Origin of the sequence: Collinsella aerofaciens ATCC 25986 (assembly GCF_964237925.1) — a bacterium.
Taxonomy (GTDB): domain Bacteria; phylum Actinomycetota; class Coriobacteriia; order Coriobacteriales; family Coriobacteriaceae; genus Collinsella; species Collinsella aerofaciens_BJ.
The window spans coordinates 35,573-52,566 of the sequence record NZ_CAXSKI010000010.1; the positions used below are offsets into that span (position 1 = coordinate 35,573).

Below are 16,994 nucleotides of genomic sequence, written 5' to 3' on the forward strand. Positions count from 1 at the left end.
CAGCCCCTATAATACCGCGAAATGCACGGAATATTCGGCGAACGGCTCAGTTTTCGTAGCGAGAAGTCCGGAAGTTTTAATTGAAACGGTTTAACTCTATGTTCTGTGGTCGCGAACTTCCGTAGAGGGGGTCCGTCTTTGGCAAGCTTTTGGGCAGCTCTTGTAAGCGTTGCGGGGGTTGACCTGTTGCAACGGTGCCGTTCGCCGCCTGTTTACTGCCTTTGGCCGCGCGAGCGAATTGTTTTGCGTGAATGTTTTGATGGCACGCTTCAATCGTGCTGTATTGGATGGCAAGCAGATCCCGGCGAAGGGAGCGCCATGCAGCGCGTTTGGAGAACGGTTACCGGCTTTTACCATGTCTGTGCCCGCGGTACGGGCAAGCAGCTCATCTTTGAGGGCGATGAAGACCGGTGGGAGTTCTTGGAGCTGATGCGTGAGTGCTGCCGCAAGGCGGGCGTGACGGTTATCGCCTGGTGCCTTATGGGCAATCACGTGCGTCTGGTGCTTGCAGATTACGAGGACGCGATGAGCGCGGCGATGCACCGGCTGCTTTTGACGTACGCGCGGCGGTTCAATAAACGCACGGGGCGCACAGGGCATCTGTTCCAGAACCGTTTTGACCGGCGCTCGCTCGATACCGACTGGCAGGTGATGGAGGCTATTCGCTCCGTTCACGCCGATCCGCAGGAGGCGGGCATGAGCCTAATCGAGCGTTACCCCTGGAGCAGCTTTGCGGAGCATCTGCGCGCTTACGACAGTGATGCGGCAGATGCCACGAGGGGATTTTCCGATCCTTCTTGCGTGCTTGAGCTTTTTGGTTCTGCCGAGGCCTTTGCTGCCTATTCGCTTTCGACGCCCGACAGCGGCGAACCGGCGCTGCGCGATATGAAAGAGACGGAGTGGGAACGCCACGCCTTTGCCAACAAGTTGGCGAAGGAGCTAGGGGTTCCGCTCAACGGGGTTAAAACTGTACCGCCGGCGCAGCGCGATACCGTTATTGTTGGATTGAACAATGCCGGCTTTACAGTGCGTCAGATTGAGCGGTATACCGGGATTGGCAAAAGTACCGTCTCTCGTATCGTGCGCGCCCGCGCGCGAACGGCGATGCGGGCTGGCGGAAACGTGATGTAGGGTCGCCTGTTCACCGCAGCTGGGGTCGTCCATACGCCGCAACCAGCGTTCAAAAGCTTGGTACGGTAACTGCACTTCTTAATATGCATAGAACAATCGTCATCTTGCATAAAATAACAGCTCAGTCCGGGTTTGCCCGTGCCTACCCCCGTCTGCGCCGTGCAAAAAACGGAGTTTTCAGCATCGTGGTGCTGTCGGCACTGCCACAATCTTGCAACACACGGGCCCCTAAGCTATTGATCCCTGCCGTTGCACCCCCGGAGTATGTGCCTGCGTCCCGTCAGACCGCGATGTCTGGTCTAAAACACAATATTTATGCGCCTGGAGACGTTGATTAACGCTTCCGATGCGTATGCACACAGCTTGGCGTGCTGAATACTCGCAAAAATGCACGCAGCATCCTATGGGACCCTTCTGCGGCAGGCGCGAAGCGAGTCGGAGCTCAGCAGAACGGGGCTTGGCGCATTGCTTGGCGGGTCCGGGGCCCTGCCGCAGGCCTTTGGTGCTGTGGAAAACGCCCGTGTTCGCGTCTGCTGTGTGGTAAATGACAGACGGAGCGCCGGACGCGCGGACTTCGTGCGTCCGGCGCTCATTAGGAAAAACAGAGCCGCCCGTATCGGGCGGCTCGGCAATCAAAAACCTTGGATTCGGGGCATACGCTACTGGTTAGTTTACCCCTCGAGCATGCCGTCGAGGGTGCGCCAGGCGAGCTCGGCGCATTTGACGCGGGCGGGCATGTGCGAGATGTCCTGGAGCTGGGCAGCCTCGTCCAGGTCTTCCAGGTCTTCCTCGGAGAGCTGTTCGCCGCGGATCATGGCGAGGAAGAGCCCCGCCAGGCGGCGCGCCTCCTCGACCGTCTCGCCGGTGATGAGGTCGGCCATGATGTCGGCGCTGGCCTGGCTGATGGCGCAGCCATGACCGGTAAAGGAGGCCTCCTCGATCACGCCGTTCTCGACGCGCAGCTGCAAGGTGAGTTCGTCACCGCAGCTGGGGTTGATGCCGTCGTGCTCGTGCGTGGGAGCGTCCATCTCGTACTTATAGTCGGGGTGCGAGTTGTGCTCCATAAATGTGGTGGAGGTGTACAGATTACCCATTGAACGTGCTCCAAACGTGATGCAGACCGGCGATGAACTTGTCAATGTCGGCCTTGTCGTTGTAGAAGGCCACGCTGGCGCGGCAGCAGGCAAGGTTCTCGACGCCCAGCCAGGTGAGCAGCGGCTGTGCGCAGTGGTGACCGGCGCGGATGCAGACGCCGTCCATGTCCATGATGCTCGCGACATCGTGCGGGTGGATACCCTTGACGTTAAAGCTCACGACGCCATGGTGATTGTCCCAATAGATGGAGCCGATAATCTGGACAAAGTCGAGCTGCATGAGTTCGCCCATCAGGTAGTGGACGAGTGCCTGCTCGCGTGCCTGGATGTTTTCGTAGCCCACGGTGTTAACCAGGTAGTCAAGCGCCGCGCCCGTGGCGAAGATGCCGGCGGCGTCCTGCGTGCCGGCCTCGAACTTCTCGGGGACGGGCGCCCAGACGGCGTCCTGCTCGGTGACCGAGTCGATCATCTCGCCGCCGGTAAGCATGGGCGGCATGGCGTTGAGCAGGTCCATCTTGCCCCACAGCACGCCGATGCCCATGGGGCCCATGGCCTTGTGCGCGCTAAAGGCAAAGAAATCGGCTCCAAGGTCGGCCACATCGACCGGCATGTGCGGCAGCGACTGCGCGCCGTCGACGACCAGATAGCCGCCGTACTTGTGCACGAGCTTGCCGAGGTTCTTGACCGGGTTCTCAACGCCCAGGACGTTAGAGACCTGACCCACGGCCAAGATCTTGGTCTTGGGGCCCACCTTGGCAAGAACTTCCTCGGTGGTGAGCTGGCCGGTCTTGGTGGGGTAGAGGTAGACGAGCTTGGCGCCGGTCTCACGGCAGACCTGCTGCCACGGAATCAGGTTGGAGTGGTGCTCCATGATGGTGATGACGACCTCGTCGCCCGGTTCGAGGACCGTGGGCGCAAAGCTCTTGGCGACCAGGTTGAGCGACTCGCTCGTGTTGCGGGTGAAGACGACCTCGTTGGCCTGGGGGGCGCCGATGACGTCGGCGATCTGCTGACGCACCTTTGCGATGGCCTCGGTGGCCTCGACGGACAGCGAGTACAGGCCGCGCAGGGGGTTGGCGTTCATGCGCTGGTAGAAGTCACGCTCGGCGTCGAGCACGCAGGCGGGGCGCTGCGCGGTGGCCGCGCTATCGAGGAAGGCGATCTCGGGGTGCTGCTGGAACAGCGGGAACTGCGCCTTGTAGGGATTGGTCTCGATGTCGACGGTAGGCCAGCCGCGCGAGGCCTCGTCGCTGGCGTCGAGTTCCATGGGCTCGGGGGCAGTACAGGTATCGCATTTAACGTGCTCGGTGTCGATCATGCGAGCTCCTCCTCAAAGTTATCGATCAAGTTGTTGCCCAGGCGGACGACGGCGGCGCGGGTGCGCTCATCGGTGGCGGAAAGCGCAGCGTCCTCCAGCTTGGCGCGGATGAACAGGTCCTCGGCGGCGTTTTGGTCAAGGCCGCGGCAGGCGAGGTAGAACAGCTGCTCGTCGCGGACGTGGCCGATGGTGGCGCCGTGGTTGCCAGCGACGTCGTCCTCGTCGCAGAGGATGACGGAGACGGTTTTGTTGTCGACGCCCTTGTTGGCGAGCAGCACGGTCTCGCGCTCGGTGCCGGTTGCGCCCTTGCAGCCGTGCACGAGGTCGATGGTGCCGCGGTAGACCTTCTTGGACGTGCCAGTCAGCACGCCGTTGGCGTCGATCTCGCACTCGGTCTTACGACCGCGGTGGCGCAGCTCGTAGTTAAAGTCGCGCACCTGTTCGCGGGCACCTAGGTAATCGGTATCGATGGTCACCTTGGCGGTGTCGCCCAGCAGATCGCCGGCGAGGCCGGTGGCGCTGGCACCGGCACCCAGGACGGTGTGCTGCACGTTGACGCGCGCGCCCTCGTCTAGGAATAGACCGGTGTCATCGAGTGCGATCCAGCTGTCATCGAGCGTCTGTGTGCAGGTCACGTTGACGGTGGCGTACTCGTGAGCGCACACGCGCAGCACGGAGCCCACGACGCCTTGGCCGCTGACGGGGGAGTCCAGGGCTAGAGCGAGGTCGAGCGTTGCCTGCGGACGGGCGACGACATCGATAGCGGCGATGGCCGCCGCCGCGTCGGCGCCACTCACGCGCACGGTAACCGTGGCGTGCTGGTATGCGGGCACATCGATGACGATGCACTTGGTGGCGTGGTCGATCAGATAGGTGCAGGCAGCCTCGCCCATGCCGGTCTCGAAGGCTTCGGCAGGGGAGAGCTCCTCCTCGAGCTTGATAGCGCCGGCCTGGTAGACGGAGGTGGCGGGCACGTCGAGCTCGGTCTCGGGCGTGATGCGGGCGCGGTCGGCGGCGTCGCCGGGGGCGGAGGCACGGCGCTCGGGGAAGCGCTCGGCCATGGCGTCCATGGCGGTATCGAAGGCGTCGGCCGTGCCAGCAAACTGCTCTTCCAAGCCCTCAACCTCAACGGCCTCGGCGGGAGCGGCGGAAAGCTCGTCCGAAAGCTCGAGCTTGGTCTGGTTCATCTTGAGCCAACCCCAAGTGGCTGCCGGCATCGCGTTGACATGCTCAAGGGTGGTAGCAGCGGTGTTGGTTTCCTGTTTCATTATCCGATCGCTCCTTCCATCTCCAGCTTGATCAGGTTGTTCATCTCGACGGCGTACTCAAGCGGCAGCTCCTTGGAGACCGGGTTGGCAAAGCCGTTGACGATCATGGTGCGGGCCTCTTCCTCCGAGATGCCGCGGCTCATCAGGTAGAACACCTTGTCGTCGCCGATGCGGCCGATGGTGGCCTCGTGGCCGATGTCGACGTTCTTGGCGCGGATGTCCATGGCCGGAATAGTGTCGGAGCGGCTCTGGTCGTCGAGCATGAGCGACTGGCAGCTCACGGTTGCCTTGGAGCCCTCGGCCTTGGGCGTGGCCACGATAGAGCTACGGAAGGTCTGGATGCCGCCGCTCTTGGAGATGCCCTTGGTCTCGACGGTTGCCGAGGTCTCGGGCGCGTTGAGTACGACCTTACAGCCGGTATCGAGGTTCTGGCCGGCGCCGGCAAAGGTGATGCCGGTAAAGCTCGAGCGGGCGCCGCGGCCGTTGAGCACGCTCATGGGGTAGAGATAACCCACATGGCTGCCGAAGGAGCCACTGATCCACTCGATGTCGCCGTCCTCGTCCACGCGCGCACGCTTGGTGTTGAGGTTGTACATGTTCTTGGACCAGTTCTCGATGGTCGAGTAGCGCAGGTGTGCACGCTTGCCCACAAAGAGCTCGACAGCACCGGCGTGGAGGTTGGCCACGTTGTACTTGGGTGCGGAGCAGCCCTCGATAAAGTGCAGGTCGGCATCGTCCTCGACAATGATGAGCGTGTGCTCAAACTGGCCGGCGCCCTTGGCGTTGAGGCGGAAGTAGCTCTGCAGCGGGAAATCGAGCTTGGTGCCCTTGGGCACGTAGACAAACGAGCCGCCCGACCACACGGCGCCGTGCAGGGCCGCAAACTTGTGGTCGGTGGGCGGGATGAGCGTCATAAACTTCTCGTGAATGAGCGGCTCCCACTGCGGGTCGTGCAGGGCCTCCTCGATGCCGGAGTAGACGATGCCCATCTTGGACGCGGTGTCCTGCATGTTGTGGTAGACGAGCTCGGAGTCGTACTGCGCGCCGACGCCCGCCAAGTAGCTGCGCTCGGCCTCGGGGATGCCCAAGCGCTCAAAGGTGCTCTTGATGTCGTCGGGCACCGACTCCCAGTCGTGCTTTTGGTCGGTGTTGGGCTTGACGTAGGTGACGATGTTGTCCATGTCCAGGCCCTCGATGGAGGGGCCCCACGTCGGGTCGGGAAAACGATTGAAGATCTCGAGGGACTTTAAGCGCAGGTCGAGCATCCACTGCGGCTCGTCCTTCTTGGCGCTGATCTCGCGCACGATGTCGGGCGTGATGCCGGCGTCGAGGCGCTCGAATCCCTCCTCGCCATAGGTGAAGTCGTAGAGGCTGCGGTCGATGTCCGCGACCTCGGTGCGGTTCTTGGTCATTGCGTCGCCCCTTTACGCCTGCTGCTCGGCAACGGCGGACTCGGCCTGGGCGCGCTGCTCGGCGGCCTCGCGCTCGAAGGTCTCAAAGCCGTTCTTGTCGATCCAGGGGATCAGCGAGGCGTCGTCCTCGCGTACGATGTGGCCCTTGACCATAACGTGGACGCGGTCGACATCCAGGTGCTCCAGGATACGCGTGTTGTGCGTGATGATGAGCATGGAGCCGTCGCAGCTCTTGCGGTAGGCGTCCATGCCGTGGCTGACGGTGGAAAGGGCGTCGACGTCCAGGCCGGAGTCGGTTTCGTCCAGGATGGCGAGCTTGGGCTGCAGCAGCAGAAGCTGGAGCATCTCGACCTTCTTTTTCTCGCCGCCCGAGAAGCCCACGCCCAGCTCACGGTTGAGGTAGGCGGTGTCCATGTTGAGCTCGGCCGCGAGCTCCTTGACGCGACGGCGGAACTCCTTGCCCTTCATCTCCAGGCCGGGGCGGCCAGCGATGCTGGCACGCAAAAAGCTCGACAGCGGCACGCCCGGGATCTCGACCGGGGCCTGGAAGCTCAGAAACAGGCCGGCGCGCGAACGCTTGTCGGTGGTGAGCTCGGTGATGTCCTGGCCGTCAAAGACGATGCGGCCGTCGTTGACGGTATAGACGGAGTCGCCCATGACCAGGTGGCCGAGGGTGGACTTGCCGGCGCCGTTGGGGCCCATCAGCACGTGGGTCTCACCGGTGGCGACGTTGAGGTTGACATTGTGGAGGATGGTCTTCTCGTCCACGGAGGCGGTGAGACCATCGATGGAAAGCAGCGGATTTGCGCTCATGCTGTCCCTCTCTGTATATGGTGTACTCATAGGTGTACTAAACCCTAGGAATCTTCTCGGAATAAAGTTACTATGGGTTCGGCGTTAGTCAAGGGAAAACCCGACTAATCCACTCGACTTTTCTAGATGTGGGACAAAATAACAAGGTTTGTTTGTCCCACTTACTTAAGATTTGGGACAAACAGACCTGGTTATGTTGTCCCAGATGCGATGGGAGGGTAGGTATGCTCATTTCTTCCAAGGGCCGCTATGCCCTCCGGCTGATGATCTATATCGCGGCGCTGGGCGACGCCGAGGGCAAGATTGCCTTGCGCGAGGTTGCCGACCGTGAGCATATCTCACAAAAGTATTTGGAGCAGCTGGTTCGTCCGCTTATGAAGGCGGGCCTGCTTAAGAGCGTGCGCGGCAAGGGCGGCGGCTACATGATGGCCAAGGATCCAGCCGAGGTGCGTGCCGGCGACATCCTGCGCGCCGTCGAGGGCAGCACGGCGCCCGTGGCGTGCGACGGCATCGACAACAGCTGCACCCGCAGCGATTTGTGCTCGACCGTCAAGTTCTGGCGCGGCCTGGACGACGTGATCGAAAAGTACGTCGACGGCGTGACGTTGGCCGACCTGGCCGCCGTCCCCGAAATCAACTTTGACATTAAGCTGTAGGGGTGCAAATGGCATCTCTCGACAAGGTGTACAAGCAAATCGAAGTTTTTGCTCGGGAATGTGACGCCGAGAAGGTCGTGTTGTTTGGTTCTCGTGCTCGAGGCGACAACTTGCCCAAGAGCGATATTGACATCGCCGTAGCAGGTTGCCGGGATTTCGGCCGTTTCTCATATTTGATCGAGGAACATCTTGATACTCTTTTAGATGTAGATGTCGTCAATCTCGACGAGTCCCTATCGCAGCAATTGCTCGATGAGATTGCCAAGGATGGTGTGATTCTGTATGAAAAAATATGAGAACTTTGTTAGCGCCTTGGCGAATCTTGAGGATGCGCCCAATCAGGATCTCAACAATGATTTTGTTCAGAGTGGATTGATTAATAAGTTCAATCTTCAATTTGAACTGAGCTGGAAGCTCCTTAAGCGTCTGCTCGAGTATGAGGGCGCCACGCTTGCCGCGTCGGGGTCTCCTCGTGCCATCTTGAAGGAGTCCTACCGATTCTACGACTTTATTGATGAGGCAGCCTGGCTGGATATGCTCAGAGACCGCAATACGAACGTCCATATCTACGACAACAAGCTCGCTCAAGATTTGATTCAGCGCATCTTGAACGTCTATATTCCCGCTTTCTGTCAGTTGAGAGACGGGCTGACGAAACGTTACGGCGAGCTTCTGTTGGCGCCCGACGACCAGTTTGTCTAATTCCTTAAGATTTCGCGGAGGGTTGTTGCCGTTTACCGAGGGGTTGTTGTGTAACAACGGGCGAGCTGCAATACTTATTTTTATCTTTGCAAACTGAACTTTAACTACACCAATGCAGGGAGGATTTTATGCAGCCCAAGCATTCCGCGATTGTCGCGGGCCTGACGCTGGCGCTTTCGTTTGGCGCCGTTTCCGCGCCGGCACCCGCCGCCGCCGAGGAGCCCACGCCGGGCGTTGCCTCGGATGCCACCGATATCGACAAAGGTCTCTACACCCAGCAGTCCTTCTCGGGCGTGCTGAGGTCGGTCCAGGGCGTTTCGTTTGTCAACGTGACTCCCGAGATGAAGTACTTTACCAAGTACGAGAGCCATGGCAACTATAACCAGGGCTTTTCGTATGGTGACGGCTACAACGCGCTGGGCTATTACCAGTTCGACCGTCGTTGGTCGCTCATTCCGTTTATGAAGCAGGTCTACAACTACGATTCTGCCAAGTACGGCATGCTCAAGGATGCGATTGATCGCGGCAGCGAGATTTCCAACGCGAGCAATGCCATGTACGAGAACGGCCAGCTTACCGAGCTGGGCCGTATTGCACAGGAGGCCTTCCAGGGTGCTTATAACACCGATCCTGCTGAGTTTTCGGCTCTGCAGGATGCGTATGCGTACAACTCGTACTATGCGGTGACCGAGGCGTGGCTCAAGAGCGGCCTGGGTATTGATATTTCGGGCCGCGCCGATTGCGTCAAGGGCATGGTGTGGAGCATTACCAACATGTGCGGCACTGGTGGCTGCAGGGACTTTTTCCGCTGGGCGAATCTTTCCAACGATATGTCCGACCGCGAGTTTGTGACGGCGCTCTCCAATAGTGTGGTCAACAATGTCGCCACTAAGTTTTCGAGTCAGCCCCAGTATCATGAGGGCTGGAAGAATCGTTATAAGAATGAGCTGAAGGACTGCTTGGTTTTTATCGCCGAGGATGAGGCTGCCGCTGCGACGCCCGTGCAGCCCGAGCCTACGCCGGCGCCCTCGCCGACACCTGATTCGAATGACGACTCGAGTGACGATGCCAACGATGATAGGATGGATGCGCCCTCGACCGATGCTGACGGTAATGGCTCTGCTGGTGGCACTACCAACGACGGCTCTACCTCGAACGGCTCCGATTCGAACGGCTCTGCTGCGGGCGATTCGTCTTCAAGCTCTGCCGGCAATACGGGCAGCGACGCTTCTGGTTCGACCGACGCTGACACCTCTAACTCATCTACCGGCTCGAGTGATTCGTCCATTGACACTGGCTCTAACAACGGCTCTGGCTCTGACGCAACCCCTGATTCCGATGCTTCCAAGGACGACTCGAATAAGGCGCCGGACGCTCCCGTTGCTTCGCCGGATAAGAAGCCCTCTTTCTCCGTGCAGCTTGGTTCTACGCTGGGCTCTTCGCTGATGGCTGGCGTCAATAATGGCTCGACTCAGAACAAGGACAACTCTGATCAGGTTTCCACGGAAAAGACCGAGGCCGCAAAGGGCGACTTCAAGGATGAGGCTTCCGAGAAGACCGAATCTGATAAGGGTTCTAGCTCTGAGGAGAAGGACGACAAGTCCACTCAGAAGAAGGACGAGGGTAAGAAGTCTGAATCTGAGGGGAAGGACAAAAACAAGGACAAGACCGAGGACGGAAAGCAGCAGGGCGAGGACAGCAGTAAGGGCAACACCGACAAACAGAACCAGGAGCAAAATGACTCCAAGACGGTGACCACTACAACCACCACTACAACGACTAAGACTTCGGGCGGTAATATGCCCAAGACGGGCGACCTTATCGTTATGGCGAGCCTTGCCAGCGCGAGCTTGGCCACACTGGGCGCTACGTCTATCGTAAGTGGTAAGCATAAGCTCGATCAGCAGAAGAAGGCTTCTGGGGAGGACGGCTCGGAGGAGTAGCCTCTCGGTTGCCAGATAACTAAAGAGTCGGGACGGGGTCCGGTGCGAATGCGTCGGGCCCCGTTTTGTTGTGCAACGATTAGTTGTGCCCCCTCATACCTCTTGTTGCTACCGTTGCCCGATATGTTTGCGCGGCGACATCGGTACGCGCGAGGCGGTCATTACAATTGGCATCGTGTTGCGATTTAGGGGGAACGTTTTGGTGTCTGAACAGGCAAATAATGGTTGTGCTGACGGCTTTGGCGTGCGTTTGATCGGCTGTGCCGACGATGCGGCTTTGCCCATTGGCGTGCACGACTATGCGGAGGTTCTTGGTTGCTGCATGCTGGTTGACAAGACCATGTTTATTGCCGATGTGTTGGACTGCGACGCGTCCGTTGTGGTGTGCTGTCGACCCGAGGGTTTTGGCAAGAGCATGAACTTGTCGATGCTCAGGGCTTTTCTGGAGCGTCCAGCGGTCGGTCGCTCTGGTCAGCGTTTGTTTGCCGATGCTCAGATTTGGGATGCGGACGGCGGGCGCTATCGGGATGAGCATGCTTGCTATCCGGTGATATCGCTGGACTTTTCTGGCGCTGCGAGGCGTGGCCCCGCTGTTGCCAGCGTCGTGCGCGATGCCCTTTCGGGCGAGTGCGCTCGCTGGCTGGCGCTCTTGGAGGCTCCGGATTTAGCTCGAGATAAGGTGCGTCACATCGAACGCGTCGCGCGTGGCGTGGCGAGCGCGGACGAGGTTGACTCGGTGCTCGGTGTGCTCATTGAGCTGCTGGAGATGGCCTGCGATGAGCAGGTTGTATTGCTCGTTGATGGGTACGATGCGGCGTGGTCTCGCCGTGCGAGCGCGAGGGACGCTTCCGACGCCGATCCGGCAGGGCTATTCGATCGCGTGCTGTTCGATGCCATTGCCACTGCGCGCGATTCGTTGCGGCTGACGTGTTTGATGGGGGAGCGTCCCGGCCCTGCCGAAGCGGCGCTTTCTTTGCATGGCTGCTCGTATTGTCTGACGACGCCGCTTTCGACCTGGTGTGACCGTTGGTTCGGCTTTTCGGATGCCGAGGTCCAGGCTCTTTTGAATCATGCTGGGCGCGAGGAATATCTTGATGATGCGCGTGAATGGCTCGAGGGGTATCGGTTTGGCAGGGCCTATTGCTCGAGTCCGGCACGCGTGATCGGTTTTCTGGACCGAGGCTGCACGGCGCCCGTGCATGCCGATCTGTATGGATATGCCGATTGCCTGAGTAGGGTAGTTGCCGGGTGGAATCTCGAGCGTCTTTCGGTCTTGTTCGATTTGCTCGAGCCCCATGGATGTGTTGAGGCCCCGCTTTGTTTGGGCACTGCGGGGCCGGAGGCCTCGTCTGATGATGACCTGTGGACGGCGCTGTATCTGTCCGGTTTCCTCACGACAGATATGACTGAGGAGCCGGAACATGGCAGTCGCCTCCGTGCTCTGCGGTTGCCCAATAATGAGCTTCGCCAAGCCTTGCGTCTGGTGATTATTGAGTGGTTTGAGTGTGCTGCCGAAGACATTCGGGATGTCGATGCGTTTCGCGACGGGTTGTGTCGTGGGAACGAGGATGCGGTGAGGCGGGCGCTAGACCGCATCCTGGGAGATGCGGGAATCGGTTCGACCGACCCAGATGCGCCGCTGCCATATCACCTGCTCTTGCAGGGACTCTGCTTTGGATTGCCGGGCTATGCCAATCCTGCCTCGAGGCGAAAGCGTGGCGCGAATCGCTGGGACATTCAGGTTTTTCCTACGGGCTCTGTGTTTGACGTGGCAGACACGATCGGCATGCTCGAAGAGCGTCCGCTGATAACAATCAACTTGATGTGTGACCCCGGTGTGGATGCGCTGGGCCTGGAGCTGCTGGCCGTTCAGGCGCTGCTCGACATAGAGCGCGACGGCATCGACAAGATTCGCGTGCCGCGACCCGGTGTGGGCCGTATGCGCTGGGGATTCGGTTTTGACGGGCAGCATGTGGCAGCGGTGTGCCAGCGGCTGTAGGGGCAGGCGATGCTGCGGGGGTGCCCGCTAATCCGTGTCCTTCATGGGCGGCATGGGCTTCCAGTCGGGATCCTTGATGATCTTGCGGGCGTCTTTCATGCCGCGGCGCAGCGCCGGAATGCCGGTCTTAAAGCACTTGTCGACGGCTGCCAGACGAATGAACTCCTTGCAGAAGGTCGCGGCGTTGCCCAAGCGGAACAAGATGGGGTGGTAGTCGCCGTAAATCTGCATGTAGCGAGCGAGGAAGCCTCGGTTGCGCATGATGTAGTAGCGGTTGGTGTCGCTCGTGGAGTTGAGCTGGCGTTTGCCCGCGATATCCCAGTTAGAGACGGCACGGGCTCGCTTGAGAACCACGTCGGCGACCACGGCGGCGGGGAAGTGCTGGCTGGCCACGTAGCCGTAGCAGGCATCGTCGCCGTAGATAAAGAAACGCGCGTCGGGCAGGCCGATCTTGTCGACCACGCGACGCGAGAACAGGCCGCCTTCAAAGCACAGCTGGTTCATGGCGCGGTAGCCCTCGGGGCCCAGGTCCCACTTAGCGATGGGGTTGGGGATACCAAGCGAAAGGATAAGCTGGTACTGCCAAAAGAAGGCGCCACCGTCGAAGTCCAGGCGCGAACCCTGGATGACATCGTAGCGGTCGGTCCACTTGGCAAGGCGCTCGATGCCTTCGGGGATGACGAGCACGTCGTCGTCCATGACCCAAAACCACTGGGCGCCCAGGTCGTAGGCACATTTGGTGCCGGCGGAAAAGCCGCCCGCCCCGCCGCCGTTTTCGAGCTGCGGGGCGTAGATGACGCGGTCGGTGCCGCCCTTCGCGTCGGGCTGCTCGGTGTCGATGCCCCACAGGTTGGCCAGGCGTTCGTTGAATGCGGTGCACATGGCCTCGGTCTCGCGCGAATTCTCGTTATCGACGATCACGATGCGCCAGGGCGTTGCCGTGAGCTCGGTCATGGAGTCGAACAGGTTGGCCAGGAGTTCCTGGCGCTTGTACGTAACGACGACGATGGCGAGCTTATCGATGGGAGCGGGAAGGGTTGAAGACATGGGGCAATATATCCTTTCACGCGCGGCGCGCATGCGCTGCACGGAAGCTATCGAATACGTCCTTGGGACTGTCCTATTGTAAAGGGTCGGCGCACCTTGACGGCAAGCTTTTAATAAAACGCAGGAACCTGCCATGGGCCCGCCGCATGACGTGGGGCTGCTTTGCCCGCAAGAGGCTCCATAGATTATATAAACGCCCGCTGGCGCGCTGACCCTTTGATACCATGAAACGACAGGTATTTCCTAAGGAGCACATTTGTCTACTAACGCCTCTGGCAGCCCTGTTCTGTCGCTGCTTATTCCCATTTACAATGTTCAGCGCTACCTGCGCGAGTGCCTCGATTCCGCCCTGGCGCAGACGCTCAAGGATATTGAGATCATCTGCATTAACGACGGGTCGACCGACAACTCGCCGGCGATTATCCGCGAGTATATGGAGCGCGATAGGCGCGTCAAGATGATCGACAAGGCCAACAGCGGCTACGGCGACTCGATGAACCACGGCCTGGAGATGGCGCGTGGCAAGTACGTTGGCATCTTGGAGTCCGATGACTTTATGGCGTCCGACGCACTCGAAAAACTTGTCTCGGCCGCCGATAGCAATAATGCCGACTTTGCGAAGGCGAACTTTGATTTCTACTGGTCTAAGCCCGAGGAGCGCCGTTCGCTGCACGAGATGTTTAAAGCCAAGGACTGTGGCAAGCCAGTGCACCCGAGCGATACGACGCAGTTCTTTAAGCAAAAGCCGTCGATTTGGTCGGCCGTGTACCGTCGCGATTTTCTTGAGCGCAACGGCATCAAGTTCTTGCCGACTCCGGGGGCATCCTTTCAGGACACGTCATTCGCCTTTAAGGTGATCGCGTGCGCCGATAAGGCTGTTTACCTGCATGATGCCGTGTTGTCGTATCGCCAGGACAACGAGAATTCCTCGGTCAATTCTTCGGCTAAGGTCTTTTGCGTCAATACCGAGTATGCCGAGATTGAGCGTTGGATTCGAGAGGATTATGCCCGCGACCACGCAAGCGGCGATGTCGCGCGCATGCTCAAGTTTAATCAGCTCATTAAGTACGATTCGTACATGTGGAACTACGTGCGCCTGGCGCCCAAGTTCTATAAGGAGTTCCTGGTTCAGATGGCCAAGGAGTTCCAAGCGGCCTTGGACGCCGGGGACTTTTCGCTTGATGACCTCAAGCCGTGGAAGCGCGCAAATCTCGCTGCCATCCTCAAAGATCCTGAGGGCTGGGTTGACGAGCACTCGAGTTTTGCGACGGATGGTGCCTTGGGGCGTGCTAAGTATTACGCCTCGGTTGGAGGCCCAGGCGTGGTTGCTGCCTTCCTCATCGAATCGCTGAGGGGGTAGGTCGGCATGGGAGAGGCCTCGTGTCCTAAAGCTACCATTGTCGTCCCCGTTTACAACTCTGCGCGCTCCATTCAGCGATGTGTCGATTCGCTGTTGGCTCAGTCCGAGCGCTCGATTCAGGTTGTCTGCGTTAACGACGGTTCGACCGATGATTCGTTGAACGTGTTGCGCCGGATCGCGCAGGCCGACGATCGTGTACTGGTGATTGACCAGGAAAACGCGGGCGTCTCGTGTGCTCGAAATGCCGGAATCGATGCCGCCGAGGGCGAGACCGTCTTTTTTGTGGACGCCGACGATTACATCGATGCCCAGACGATCGAGCGCGTGCTGCATGCCATGGAATCTGCAGATGCCGAGGCCGCCGTTTTTGGCGGCGTCTGTGAACCTGCCGATGCTGCCCCCAAACGTGTCCAGCAACTCATGAGCCCCAAAGCTGGCACCTTCGGCGCCCGTGATCCCCAACTGCTGTTCCATTCGAATGCGCAGCCCTATGCCTGCCGTGCGGCTTTTTCGCGCGAGCTGCTCAATCGCGAAGGCATTCGCTTCGCCCCCGGTCTGGCTTTGGGCGAGGACGTCGTCTTCCAATTTGCGGCTTATGCGCTTGCCCACAAGACCGTCGTCATGCCGGACAAGTTCTACCACTACGTGATGGAGAGTGAATCGGCGACGCACGAGTTCAACAGTGCCGAGGCTCGCGCCAAAAAGCTTGACGCCCACATGAGGATGCTCGAGGAGGTCTTGGAGGACTGGGCGGCCTACGATTTTTTGGACCTGTGTCCCGGCGAGCTGATAACTTGGTTTTTGGACCTTATCGTGTTTGATTTGGCGCGCTTGGATTCCGATGACTTCCATCGCGTGGCGGCTCGCGTCAACATGGACCTCACGACGTTTTTGGGAACGGAGTGGGCGGATATGCCTGCTAAGGGTGCCGTTCGCCGTGTTGCCCACAAGCTCGTTGCGGCGACCTCGGGCGTTTCGATGGCAGACGCCACGCTGTTCTATCTTTCGACTCGCGGTCTCAAAGCCTGCCTGGAGCGCTTTCTATAATTCCAAGCGCTGCCGCCCGCCGCAACTCGGCTGCTAAAATAACCCTGTTACACGCTATTCAACGGGAGGTTCTCTTGCAGAACTCTGATACCCCTAAAGTTTCGCTGCTTGTCCCCATTTGCAATGTCGAGCGCTATCTGCGCGTGTGCCTCGATTCCGCCGTGGCGCAGACGCTCAATGACATCGAGATCATCTGCATCAACGACGGCTCCACCGATAGCTCGCCGGATATCATCCGCGAGTACATGGAGCACGACCCCCGTGTAAAGATGATCGACAAGGCCAACAGCGGCTACGGCGATTCGATGAACCGTGGCCTGGAGATGGCGCGCGGTGAGTACGTGGGCATCCTTGAGTCCGACGACTTTATGTTTGAGGATTCGCTTCAAAAGCTGGTCGCCAAGGCCGATGCTGAGCATGCCGATGCGGTAAAGGGCGACTTTTATCTGTATTGGTCCACGCCCAGCGAGCGACGTGAGCTGTTTGGGATTATCGACGAGCATATGACGGGCGCCGCGTATCGCCCCGTCGATCGCCCGGGCATCTTCTACCGCAAACCTTCCATTTGGTCGGCTATCTATCGGCGCGCGTTCCTCAACGACAATCAGATTCGCTTCCTTCCCACGCCGGGTGCCTCGTATCAGGATGCGGGTTTTAACTTTAAGGTCTGGGCATGCGCCGAGCGTGCTGCGTTTATCGCGGACCCCATTTTGTGCTATCGCCAAGACAACGAGAAGAGCTCCGTTAATTCGCCCAACAAGGTATTTTGCGTGTGCGACGAATACGCCGAGATGCAGCGCTTTTTGGATGAACGCCCCGAGCTTAAGGCTCAGCTTCAGGGTATTTTAATGCGCATGAAAGTCGATACGTACCGTTGGAACGATGAGCGCCTGGTCGATGAACTGCGCGAGCAGTTTTGGAAGAAAGCCTCGTCCGAGCTCAAGGCCGACTGGGATGCCGGTCGCTTTGATCTGTCGCTGTTTGATCCGCGTGGCGAGACCGACTTGCGCCTGATGGTCAAGTCGCCCCGCGCCTATATCGATTCGCGCTTTGACTTTAAGAAGCCGGGCAAGCTCAATACGTTTAAGCATTACTTTAAGATTGGCGGCCTGCCGCTGGTCTGGCGTGTGCTGACGTATCAGTGCACCTACGGCGACAACCCGCACCCCGATGACGTTCCGGCCGCACAGTAGGAGCGAGTGAC

Annotated in this window: 15 protein-coding genes; 9 read left to right on the forward strand and 6 right to left on the reverse strand. The window is 59.4% G+C overall.

The features are described from left to right. The first annotated feature begins 318 nt into the window (after nucleotides 1-318). Nucleotides 319-1,131: a transposase gene (locus ACESWY_RS06195; RefSeq protein ID WP_035138656.1), complete on the forward strand. Its 813-nt coding sequence runs from the start codon at nucleotides 319-321 to the stop codon at nucleotides 1,129-1,131. 671 nt (nucleotides 1,132-1,802) lie between these two features. Here ACESWY_RS06195 and sufU read toward each other — a convergent pair. From sufU to sufC, 5 genes are read right to left on the reverse strand one after another with little or no spacing between them, the layout of a single operon-like run. Further along, entirely contained in the window at nucleotides 1,803-2,225 is a 423-nt protein-coding gene (gene sufU / locus ACESWY_RS06200; protein ID WP_035138654.1) for a Fe-S cluster assembly sulfur transfer protein SufU, read from the reverse strand. Next, complete coding sequence (locus tag ACESWY_RS06205) at nucleotides 2,218-3,543, reverse strand: aminotransferase class V-fold PLP-dependent enzyme (protein WP_204986374.1); 1,326 nt, start codon at nucleotides 3,541-3,543, stop codon at nucleotides 2,218-2,220. The genes sufU and ACESWY_RS06205 overlap by 8 nt, the downstream gene beginning before the upstream one ends. After that, a complete protein-coding gene (locus ACESWY_RS06210) occupies nucleotides 3,540-4,811 on the reverse strand; it encodes a SufB/SufD family protein (RefSeq protein WP_161115981.1) in 1,272 nt (423 codons plus the stop codon). The genes ACESWY_RS06205 and ACESWY_RS06210 overlap by 4 nt, the downstream gene beginning before the upstream one ends. Beyond that, nucleotides 4,811-6,223 (reverse strand): Fe-S cluster assembly protein SufB, encoded by a 1,413-nt coding sequence (gene sufB, locus ACESWY_RS06215; RefSeq protein ID WP_161115980.1) that lies wholly within the window; start codon nucleotides 6,221-6,223, stop codon nucleotides 4,811-4,813. Before sufB ends, ACESWY_RS06210 begins: the two co-directional genes overlap by 1 nt. Before the next feature lie 12 nt (nucleotides 6,224-6,235). Then, nucleotides 6,236-7,036, reverse strand: a complete 801-nt coding sequence (sufC, locus tag ACESWY_RS06220; protein ID WP_161115979.1) for a Fe-S cluster assembly ATPase SufC — start codon at nucleotides 7,034-7,036, stop codon at nucleotides 6,236-6,238. Nucleotides 7,037-7,260: 224 nt separating this feature from the next. On the opposite strand from sufC, the gene ACESWY_RS06225 reads away from it, so the two are divergent. The 5 genes from ACESWY_RS06225 to ACESWY_RS06245 all read left to right on the forward strand — a co-directional run bounded on the left by ACESWY_RS06225 (nucleotide 7,261) and on the right by ACESWY_RS06245 (nucleotide 12,336). Next, entirely contained in the window at nucleotides 7,261-7,692 is a 432-nt protein-coding gene (locus ACESWY_RS06225; RefSeq protein WP_055310594.1) for an RrF2 family transcriptional regulator, read from the forward strand. 8 nt (nucleotides 7,693-7,700) lie between these two features. Then, nucleotides 7,701-7,988: a nucleotidyltransferase family protein gene (locus ACESWY_RS06230; protein WP_055286556.1), complete on the forward strand. Its 288-nt coding sequence runs from the start codon at nucleotides 7,701-7,703 to the stop codon at nucleotides 7,986-7,988. Beyond that, nucleotides 7,975-8,394, forward strand: coding sequence for an HI0074 family nucleotidyltransferase substrate-binding subunit (locus ACESWY_RS06235; protein WP_117746665.1), 420 nt, complete (start codon nucleotides 7,975-7,977; stop codon nucleotides 8,392-8,394). The genes ACESWY_RS06230 and ACESWY_RS06235 overlap by 14 nt, the downstream gene beginning before the upstream one ends. Before the next feature lie 128 nt (nucleotides 8,395-8,522). Then, nucleotides 8,523-10,337 (forward strand): VgrG-related protein, encoded by a 1,815-nt coding sequence (locus tag ACESWY_RS06240; protein ID WP_373093369.1) that lies wholly within the window; start codon nucleotides 8,523-8,525, stop codon nucleotides 10,335-10,337. 202 nt (nucleotides 10,338-10,539) lie between these two features. Continuing rightward, on the forward strand, nucleotides 10,540-12,336 hold the full coding sequence (locus tag ACESWY_RS06245; RefSeq protein WP_373093371.1) for an AAA family ATPase: 1,797 nt from the start codon (nucleotides 10,540-10,542) through the stop codon (nucleotides 12,334-12,336). A 27-nt stretch (nucleotides 12,337-12,363) separates the two neighbouring features. Here the strand turns inward: ACESWY_RS06245 and ACESWY_RS06250 are convergent, their stop codons facing one another. Next, nucleotides 12,364-13,383, reverse strand: coding sequence for a glycosyltransferase (locus ACESWY_RS06250; protein WP_329738938.1), 1,020 nt, complete (start codon nucleotides 13,381-13,383; stop codon nucleotides 12,364-12,366). A gap of 256 nt (nucleotides 13,384-13,639) precedes the next feature. Here ACESWY_RS06250 and ACESWY_RS06255 point away from each other — a divergent pair, with 256 nt between their 5' ends. The 3 genes from ACESWY_RS06255 to ACESWY_RS06265 all read left to right on the forward strand — a co-directional run bounded on the left by ACESWY_RS06255 (nucleotide 13,640) and on the right by ACESWY_RS06265 (nucleotide 16,983). Then, nucleotides 13,640-14,743 carry a glycosyltransferase family 2 protein gene (locus tag ACESWY_RS06255; protein WP_373093374.1) on the forward strand — a complete coding sequence of 368 codons (1,104 nt, stop codon included), beginning with the start codon at nucleotides 13,640-13,642 and terminating at the stop codon, nucleotides 14,741-14,743. A gap of 6 nt (nucleotides 14,744-14,749) precedes the next feature. Beyond that, on the forward strand, nucleotides 14,750-15,790 hold the full coding sequence (locus ACESWY_RS06260) for a glycosyltransferase family 2 protein (RefSeq protein ID WP_373093376.1): 1,041 nt from the start codon (nucleotides 14,750-14,752) through the stop codon (nucleotides 15,788-15,790). 74 nt (nucleotides 15,791-15,864) lie between these two features. Further along, nucleotides 15,865-16,983 (forward strand): glycosyltransferase family 2 protein, encoded by a 1,119-nt coding sequence (locus ACESWY_RS06265; protein ID WP_158554610.1) that lies wholly within the window; start codon nucleotides 15,865-15,867, stop codon nucleotides 16,981-16,983. The last annotated feature ends 11 nt before the right edge of the window (nucleotides 16,984-16,994 follow it).

Coding starts and splice junctions, on each gene's coding strand:
- sufB (WP_161115980.1), bottom strand. CDS start 6,223: ATGACCAAGAACCGCACCGAGGTCGCGGACATCGACCGCAGCCTCTAC.
- ACESWY_RS06210 (WP_161115981.1), bottom strand. CDS start 4,811: ATGAAACAGGAAACCAACACCGCTGCTACCACCCTTGAGCATGTCAAC.
- ACESWY_RS06230 (WP_055286556.1), top strand. CDS start 7,701: ATGGCATCTCTCGACAAGGTGTACAAGCAAATCGAAGTTTTTGCTCGG.
- ACESWY_RS06250 (WP_329738938.1), bottom strand. CDS start 13,383: ATGTCTTCAACCCTTCCCGCTCCCATCGATAAGCTCGCCATCGTCGTC.
- ACESWY_RS06240 (WP_373093369.1), top strand. CDS start 8,523: ATGCAGCCCAAGCATTCCGCGATTGTCGCGGGCCTGACGCTGGCGCTT.
- ACESWY_RS06235 (WP_117746665.1), top strand. CDS start 7,975: ATGAAAAAATATGAGAACTTTGTTAGCGCCTTGGCGAATCTTGAGGAT.
- sufU (WP_035138654.1), bottom strand. CDS start 2,225: ATGGGTAATCTGTACACCTCCACCACATTTATGGAGCACAACTCGCAC.
- ACESWY_RS06225 (WP_055310594.1), top strand. CDS start 7,261: ATGCTCATTTCTTCCAAGGGCCGCTATGCCCTCCGGCTGATGATCTAT.
- ACESWY_RS06195 (WP_035138656.1), top strand. CDS start 319: ATGCAGCGCGTTTGGAGAACGGTTACCGGCTTTTACCATGTCTGTGCC.
- sufC (WP_161115979.1), bottom strand. CDS start 7,036: ATGAGCGCAAATCCGCTGCTTTCCATCGATGGTCTCACCGCCTCCGTG.
- ACESWY_RS06205 (WP_204986374.1), bottom strand. CDS start 3,543: ATGATCGACACCGAGCACGTTAAATGCGATACCTGTACTGCCCCCGAG.
- ACESWY_RS06260 (WP_373093376.1), top strand. CDS start 14,750: ATGGGAGAGGCCTCGTGTCCTAAAGCTACCATTGTCGTCCCCGTTTAC.